Source organism: Geodermatophilus sp. URMC 65 (assembly GCF_053502545.1).
Window position 1 is genome coordinate 5,731,526 of the sequence record NZ_CP199954.1, and the last position, 6,954, is coordinate 5,738,479.

General features: G+C 77.8%; 8 protein-coding genes. 2 read left to right on the plus strand and 6 right to left on the minus strand.

Annotated elements, in window-relative coordinates:
* Positions 1-24: 24 nt before the first annotated feature.
* Both ACWIX7_RS27565 and ACWIX7_RS27570 read right to left on the minus strand, forming a co-directional pair.
* The gene (locus tag ACWIX7_RS27565; RefSeq protein WP_448619572.1) at positions 25-822 is read right to left on the minus strand and encodes a TlyA family RNA methyltransferase; all 798 of its coding nucleotides are present in this window, start codon (positions 820-822) and stop codon (positions 25-27) included.
* Positions 822-1,070 (minus strand): hypothetical protein, encoded by a 249-nt coding sequence (locus tag ACWIX7_RS27570; protein WP_448619573.1) that lies wholly within the window; start codon positions 1,068-1,070, stop codon positions 822-824. The genes ACWIX7_RS27565 and ACWIX7_RS27570 overlap by 1 nt, the downstream gene beginning before the upstream one ends.
* A 212-nt stretch (positions 1,071-1,282) precedes the next feature.
* On the opposite strand from ACWIX7_RS27570, the gene ACWIX7_RS27575 reads away from it, so the two are divergent.
* On the plus strand, positions 1,283-1,600 hold the full coding sequence (locus ACWIX7_RS27575) for an alkyl sulfatase C-terminal domain-containing protein (RefSeq protein ID WP_448619574.1): 318 nt from the start codon (positions 1,283-1,285) through the stop codon (positions 1,598-1,600).
* A gap of 176 nt (positions 1,601-1,776) precedes the next feature.
* Here the strand turns inward: ACWIX7_RS27575 and ACWIX7_RS27580 are convergent, their stop codons facing one another.
* Both ACWIX7_RS27580 and ACWIX7_RS27585 read right to left on the minus strand, forming a co-directional pair.
* Positions 1,777-2,850, minus strand: a complete 1,074-nt coding sequence (locus tag ACWIX7_RS27580) for an HAD-IIA family hydrolase (RefSeq protein WP_448619575.1) — start codon at positions 2,848-2,850, stop codon at positions 1,777-1,779.
* On the minus strand, positions 2,847-3,242 hold the full coding sequence (locus ACWIX7_RS27585) for a tetratricopeptide repeat protein (protein WP_448619576.1): 396 nt from the start codon (positions 3,240-3,242) through the stop codon (positions 2,847-2,849). Before ACWIX7_RS27585 ends, ACWIX7_RS27580 begins: the two co-directional genes overlap by 4 nt.
* Before the next feature lie 109 nt (positions 3,243-3,351).
* On the opposite strand from ACWIX7_RS27585, the gene ACWIX7_RS27590 reads away from it, so the two are divergent.
* A complete protein-coding gene (locus ACWIX7_RS27590; RefSeq protein WP_448619577.1) occupies positions 3,352-4,632 on the plus strand; it encodes a DUF1015 domain-containing protein in 1,281 nt (426 codons plus the stop codon).
* A gap of 8 nt (positions 4,633-4,640) precedes the next feature.
* On the opposite strand, the gene ACWIX7_RS27595 is transcribed toward ACWIX7_RS27590, so the two are convergent.
* Positions 4,641-4,886, minus strand: a complete 246-nt coding sequence (locus ACWIX7_RS27595; protein WP_448619578.1) for a hypothetical protein — start codon at positions 4,884-4,886, stop codon at positions 4,641-4,643.
* Between the two features lie 209 nt (positions 4,887-5,095).
* Positions 5,096-5,947, minus strand: coding sequence for a tetratricopeptide repeat protein (locus ACWIX7_RS27600; RefSeq protein WP_448619579.1), 852 nt, complete (start codon positions 5,945-5,947; stop codon positions 5,096-5,098).
* Positions 5,948-6,954: the final 1,007 nt, after the last annotated feature.

The following is a 6,954-nucleotide window of genomic DNA, read 5'->3' on the forward strand; positions in this document are numbered from 1 at the left end:
TGGCCGACGGGTGGTGGGTACCCGTCACGACGGGCCCTCCTCCACGGCGCGGCGCACCTCGTCCTCCCGCGGCGGCCCGGCGTCCCGGCGCAGCCAGAGGAAGAACTCGACGTTGCCGGCCGGCCCGGGCAGCGGGCTGGCGACGACGCCGGCCGTCCCCCACCCCAGCTCGGCAGCCGCCCGTGCCACCGTCAGGACGGCGTCCTGCCGGTGCGCCGGGTCGCGCACCACGCCGCCGGCGCCGAGGCGCTCGCGGCCGACCTCGAACTGTGGCTTGACCATGGGCAGCAGGTCGGCCTCAGGGGTGGCACAGGCGGTGAGGGCGGGGAGCACCAGGCGCAGCGAGATGAACGACAGGTCGGCGACGACCAGGTCCACCGGGCCGTCGACCTGGTCGGGGGTGAGCGTGCGGACGTTGGTGCGCTCCAGGACCCGCACCCGCTCGTCGGTGCGCAGCGACCAGGCCAGCTCCCCGTAGCCGACGTCGACCGCCACGACCTCGCGGGCGCCGCGGCGCAGCAGCACCTCGGTGAAGCCCCCGGTGGAGGCGCCGGCGTCCAGCGCGCGCCGGCCCACGACCGGGACCGGGAAGGCCTCGAGCGCGCCGAGCAGCTTGTGCGCCCCGCGGGAGACCCAGGTGGGCTCGTCGGGATCGGTGCGGACGACGACAGGCGTGTTGGCGTCGACCCCGGTCGCGGCTTTGGTGGCGGCCCGCCCGGAGACGGCGACCCGACCCTCGGCGATGAGGGCGACGGCGTGCTCCCGGGAGCGGGCCAGGCCCCGCCGCACGAGCTCCGCGTCGAGCCGGCTGCGGCGGACCATCAGAGCCGGTCGATCGTGCCGAGCTCGCGCTGCAGCCGGGCGTGCTCGGCCTCGAAGACGGCGACGTGCTCGGCCACCGGCCGCAGGGGGAGGTCGGCGAACGGCGCACCCTCGTCCGCGGCCGGCGCCTCCACCGGCACCGGCACCGGCTCGGGGGACGCCGTCGTGGCCGGGACCGGCGCCGGACCGCCCCACGGGCCGGGCCGGGGCGGCCCCGGCACCGGTCGCGGTCGGTACGGGTCGGTCATCGCAGGCCTCTCGGGTGGACGGGCGCGACGCCAGCGGGCGCCGGCAGGACCTCGGGGACCAGCGGTCCGGGCACGGCCCGGTGCTGTTCCCCCGGCCCGCGAGGGTACCGGCCGGGGGTGACGCACACGGGCCGACGGCGGGCGCTAGCGTTCGGCCGCCCGGTCCCCGAACGCGATGGAGGCGTGCCCGCGTGGCGACGATGGAGCAGTGCATGACCGCCCTCGAGGGCATCCTCGGCGACCTCGCGGCCAAGCCGGCGGCCCAGGGCCTGGACCGCAGCCTGTCCTGCCGGCTGACCGACCTCGGGCAGGTCGTCCGCGGCCGGCTGGCCCGGGGCTCGGTGCGCGAGCTGCGGACCGAGCCCGACGGCTCGTCGGTGGAGAAGGCCGACATCCGGCTCACCATGACCAGTGACGACCTCGTCGCACTGACCGATGGCCACCTGTCCTTCGGCCCGGCCTGGGCGTCGGGGCGGGTGAAGCTGGAGGCCGGCCTGCGGGACATGCTCCGGCTGCGCTCCCTGCTCTGAATCAGGCCCCTCCTGCCCCCACCGTGGAAGGACCCCGTCCTCCCCGTGAAGGACCCCTTGCCCCCCGCGCACGTTCGCGGCGGGGCCCTGCAAGCGGGCCGGCAGAGCCGGAGCGGTGCCCTGGACGGGGCCGGCGGCGGGCCCCTGCAGGAGGGCCGAGCCGACCACCGGGCACCTCAGGACGCCAGCGCCCACTGCCGCAGCACGACGGCGGCGGCCTCGTCGTCGGCCGTCACCTGCACCGGCACGGCAGCCTCGGGGTGCCGCACCCAGTGCGCGACGCAGAGCGCACGGAGCCCGTCGAGGCCGTCGGCGCTCGCGGGCGCCCCGACGACGTCCCGGCCCAACCGCAGGGGTCCGTCGCCGCACCGAGCCGTCCACTCCCCGCAGCGCCAACCCGCGCGCTCGGCGACCACGCCCGGGTGGTGGGTGAGCAGTCCGCCGGCGTCCGGCGCGAGCAGGTCGGGCCGCTGGTCCGGGCCGGCGGCGAGCAGGACCGCCGGGTCGGTCACGCCGCTGAGCACCAGCAGCGTCGCCGCGCCGGCCCGGCGCCCGCCCTCGACGTCGGTGTCCAGCCGGTCGCCCACGACCACCGGACGGCGTGCGCCCGTGCGGCGGACGCACTCGGCGTGCATGGCCGGGTCCGGCTTGCCGGTCACCAGCGGACGCCGGCCGGTGACGGCGCTGACCACGCCCACCAGCGCGCCGTTGCCGGGCAGCGGGCCACGCGGCGAGGGGATGGTGGCGTCGGCGTTGGTGGCGACGTGCTCGGCGCCGTTGCGCACCGCCACCACGGCCTCGGCCAGCTCGGTCCACCCGACGTCGCGGCCGTAGCCCTGCACCACCGCGCGCGGCTGGTCCTCGGCGCAGCTCACCACGGTGAGTCCCGCGGCCTCGAGCGCGGCGGCGACCCCGGGACCCCCGACGGGCAACACACGGGCGCCGACGCCCAGCCGCTGCGCGACGACGGTGGCCGCCGCCTGCGAGCTGGTGATCACCTCCGCGGCGCTCGCCGGGACGTCGAGGGCGGTGAGGTGCCCGGCGACCTCCTCCGGCGTCCGGGAGGCGTTGTTGGTGACGAAGCCCAGCCGCATGCCCGCGGCGCGTGCGGCCGCCAGCGCCCGCGGCACGCCGGGCACCGCCTCTGCCCCGACGTAGACGACGCCGTCGAGGTCGAGCAGCGCGACGTCGTACACGCGGCAGGGCAGCTCGGCTGCGCCGGCCGACAGCGGGACCGGTGCGCCGCTCACGAGGTCTCCCCGCCGCGGCGGGCCCGCACGCCGCGCAGTGCCCGGGAGTAGTGGCCGAGGTCGGGCCGCATCGCCACGGCGAGAGCGAGGTGCTCGGCGGCCAGGTCCAGGTCGCCTGCCCGGCTGGCCGCCAGGCCCAGGCCGAACTGCGCGTAGTCGTCGGCCGGGTTGCGAACGGTCAGCTCGTGGAAGGTGCCCACGGCCTCGGCGTAGCGGCCGGCGTCGTACTGGGCACGCGCCAGGGCCTCCAGCAGGCTGCGCGACCCGGGCTCGGCCTCGGCGGCGCGCGCCAGGATCGTCGCGGCCGCGGCCGGATCCCGGTTGGCCAGCAGCTGCAGTCCCCGCTGGTACCAGTCGTAGACGTCGCCGTCGGGCACCCCCGCGTCGGACACCGCCGCTCCCTCGGTCCGGGTGCCGCCGGGCGGTGTCGACGCCGCCGGCTCTCCCCCCGCAGCCCGCGACCTGCACCGACCGGAGCGCACCGCTCCTACGATTCCCGTCGTGCTCTCGTCGTCGGCGGACTCCGCGCACCTGGCAGCTGCGACGGGGCTCGAGGTCCGGCCCTTCCGCGCCCTCACCTACCGGCGACGAGACCCCGGCCACCTGGCCCGGGTGAGCTCGCCAGCCTACGACCTGGTGACCCCGGAGGGGCGGGACCGGCTGACCGCCGCCGATCCGCACAACATCGTGCGCCTCATCCTGCCGGGCGTCGCTTCCGACCCCGATGGTGCCGACGCGACGCGACGCTCCGTCGCCGGGGCCGCCGCCACGCTGCACGACTGGGAGAGCAGCGGCGTGCTGGAGCGGGACCGCGGTGCGGCGCTGTGGGTGTACACCATGCGCCCCGCGGACGGCGCTCCCGAGACGGTCGGCTGGCTGGGAGCGGTCGGGCTGCCGTCGGCCGGATCCCGCGCCGTCCTGCCGCACGAGGACACCTTCCCCGTCGCCGTGGAGGGACGCCGCGCCCTGCTGGCGGCCACCGCGACCGACCTGGAGCCCATCGTGCTGGCGCACGACCCGCAGCCCGACGTCCCGGCGCTGACCGCCACGGCCCAGGACGGCGCGCCGACCCTCGAGGTGACCGACGCCGACGGCGTCCGGCACGCCCTGTGGCGGGTCGCCGACCCGGCGCTCACCACCGCGGTGACCACGGCGCTCGCCGAGACCGGCGCGGTCATCGCCGACGGGCACCACCGCTTCGCGGCCGCGCGGGCGTACGGGGCACGCGCCATCCTGGCCCTGGTCACCCCCATGGGACCGGGCGGGCTGCGGGTGCAGCCGATCCACCGGGTGGTGCCCGACCTGGCCCTCGACGAGGCGCTCCCCGCGGCAGCTGCCGGCTTCCGGGTCACCGAGCTCAGGGGTGCCGGCAGTCCCACCGAGGTCGTCGAGCAGTGGATCGCCGACCCCGCCGAGTCGGGCCTGCTCGTCAGTGACGGCTCCCGGGTGGTGCGGCTGGACTCCCCCTCGGGCGGGGTGCTCACCGCCGTCCCCGCGGAGGCGCCCGCGGCCTGGCGCGGCCTGGACGTCGTGCTCGTCCACCACGGCCTGGTGCAGCAGCTGTGGGGCCGCGATGACGACGGGGGTGTGCTCATCGCGCACGGCGTCGAGGAGGCGCTCGACGGCGCACGGAACCGCCGCGGCGTGGCCGTGCTGCTGCGCGCCCCCTCGCCGGCCGACGTCGCCGCCGTGGCCCGGGCGCACGCCCGCATGCCGCGGAAGTCGACGCTGTTCGTGCCCAAGCCGCGCACGGGCCTGGTGCTGCGGCCGCACGGGGACTGACCGGCCGCTCAGGCGGTGCGGGCGTCGGGGCCCGCGGACCGCGGAACCTTGCGCCCGCGCCGGCAGTTGACCTCCGTCACCGACGCGGTGCCGGAGCCGGTCCGCCAGAACCGTCGCTGCAGCGCGCCCTCGACCTCGACGACGTCACCGGCCTGCCAGGCCGCGATCCGCCGCTGCAGCGCACGGTCGTAGGTGATGCAGGGCAGCGTGTCGGTCGACTGCCCCCTGGTCCGAGGCTCGGGCCGGCGCACCACCAGCCGGAAGCTGACCAGCGTGTCGCCGCTGGGCAGGGTCTTGACCTCCGCGGGGGGGACAGCCTCCCGCGGAGCACCACGTCGTTCCGGTCGATCACAGCCACGCTCATGACGGCAGCCTCGCCGCCCGGTCCGGGTCGGACCCGGCCCGTCGCCGGGCTGTGGAGGGACCGTGCCGGTGTGGACGACGCCGCCGCGGATGTCGGTGGTCAGTGCTCGGCGTCGTCCTCGGTTGCGTCGGTATCGCCCAGCAGCTCGGCCACCTCGGCCTCGACGTCCTGGCCGAAGTCGTAGTCGCCGACCTCGACGTCCTCGTCCACGTCGGGGTCGCCCTCCTCGACGCCTGCCCGGACGGTCGTGACCATCGCCGCGTCGGCCGGCGCGGCAGGTCCTGACCCGGTCCCCGGCGCAGCGGGGTCCTCGTCCGGAGCCGGGTCGGCCACGGGCAGTTCCTCCTCGGAGAACTCGACGTCCTCCTCCGGCGTGTGGGTGGCCACCGCGGTGCGCCACTGCTCCGCAGCCGCTGTCTCACCGGCCGCCTCGAGGAGGTCGGCGTAGGCGGTCGCCAGGCGCAGCACCGTGGGGTCGGTGAGATCGACCGAGTCCGGCCGCGGGGAGCCGCCCAGGACGCCCTCGAGGACGAGCCGGGCCGCCGGGAGCTCGCCGAGGTCCTGCCGTACCCCGGCCTCGACCAGGCGGAGTTCGACGGCCTCCTCGGCGTCGGGCCGCTCGGCCAGCGCCTCGCGCACCAGCCGCAGCGCCACCTCGGGGCGCCCCAGCGCCCGCTCGCAGTCGGCGAGCACCGCCCGGTAGCCGGGGTCGCCGCTCATCCGGCGGTAGGCGCGCAGCTCGCGGGCTGCCTCGGCGTAGTCCCCGGCGTGGTACGCGGCCACGCCGACGGCCTCCCGGACGATGGCGATGCGCGACGCCCGGTCCCGGGCCGCCCGCGCGTGGGCGAGCGCCTCCTCGGGCTGGTCGTCGACGAGCGTGCCGGCGACGACGAGGTGTCCGGCCACCTTCTGGGCGTTGCGCGGCTCGAGGCCACGCAGCGCCGCCCGCACCGACTGGTCGAGGTCGCGCGGGTCGGCCCACTCCGGAACCTCCGGGCCCGCCGGTAGCGGCGGCGTGCGGTCCCCGCCATGGCGCGGACGCTCTCCACGCTCCGGACGCCCGCGACGGTCAGCGCCAGGACGGCGGTCGCGCCATTCGCTGCGCGGCCCGCCCGAGCGGCCTTCCCGGGGCGGCCCCTCGGCCCGCGGCCCGGCGGGACGCTGCGGACGTCCCTCACGCCGGTCCGGCGCGGCGCCGTCGGCGCGCGCCGCGCGGGGACGGCCCCGCCACCCGGTGCGAGCACCCTGGTCCCGGTCCCCGGCCGGTCGACGGTCCTGCCAGTCGCTGCGCTCTCGTGCCGGCCGACGGTCCTGCCAGTCGCTGCGCTCTCGTGCCGGCCGACGGTCCTGCCAGTCACCGCGGCCCGGACGGTCCCGCTGCGGACGGGCCGGGCGGTCGGACTGCGTCCGGTCACCCTGCGGACGGCGATCGCGCCGGTCGGGGCGCCCACCGGCGGGCCGGTCGCCCTGCGGACGACGGTCCTGCCACTCGCGACGGGGAGCGCCGACTCCCGGGCGGCCCTCCGGTTGCGGACGACGGTCCCGCCAGTCCGGTCGGCCGGCGCCCTCCGGCCGACCGCCCTCACCCTGGGGACGGCGCTGCGGCCGGTCACCCTCGGGACGGCGCTGCGGCCGATCCCCCTCGGGGCGGCGCTCCTGCGACCCGCCGCGGCCGTCCTCGGACCGGCCACCGGTGGGCCGCCGTCCCTGCCAGGCGCCCTGCCCGCCGCGACCGGTCGCGCCTCCGCGCTGTCCAGCGCCCCGTCCCTGAGGACGGCCCTGTCCGGAGCCGCCGCGGCCGCCTCGGGGTCCCTGACCGCCGGTACCGCCGGCGCCTCGTCGCGGTGAACTCATGACCGTCTGCGTACCTCGAGACTGGGGGCAGCACGCGCAGTGCTGCAGGAAGTGTGCGGAGACGACAGAACGGGGGTCAGAGCACGTGGCTCTGACCCCCGTTC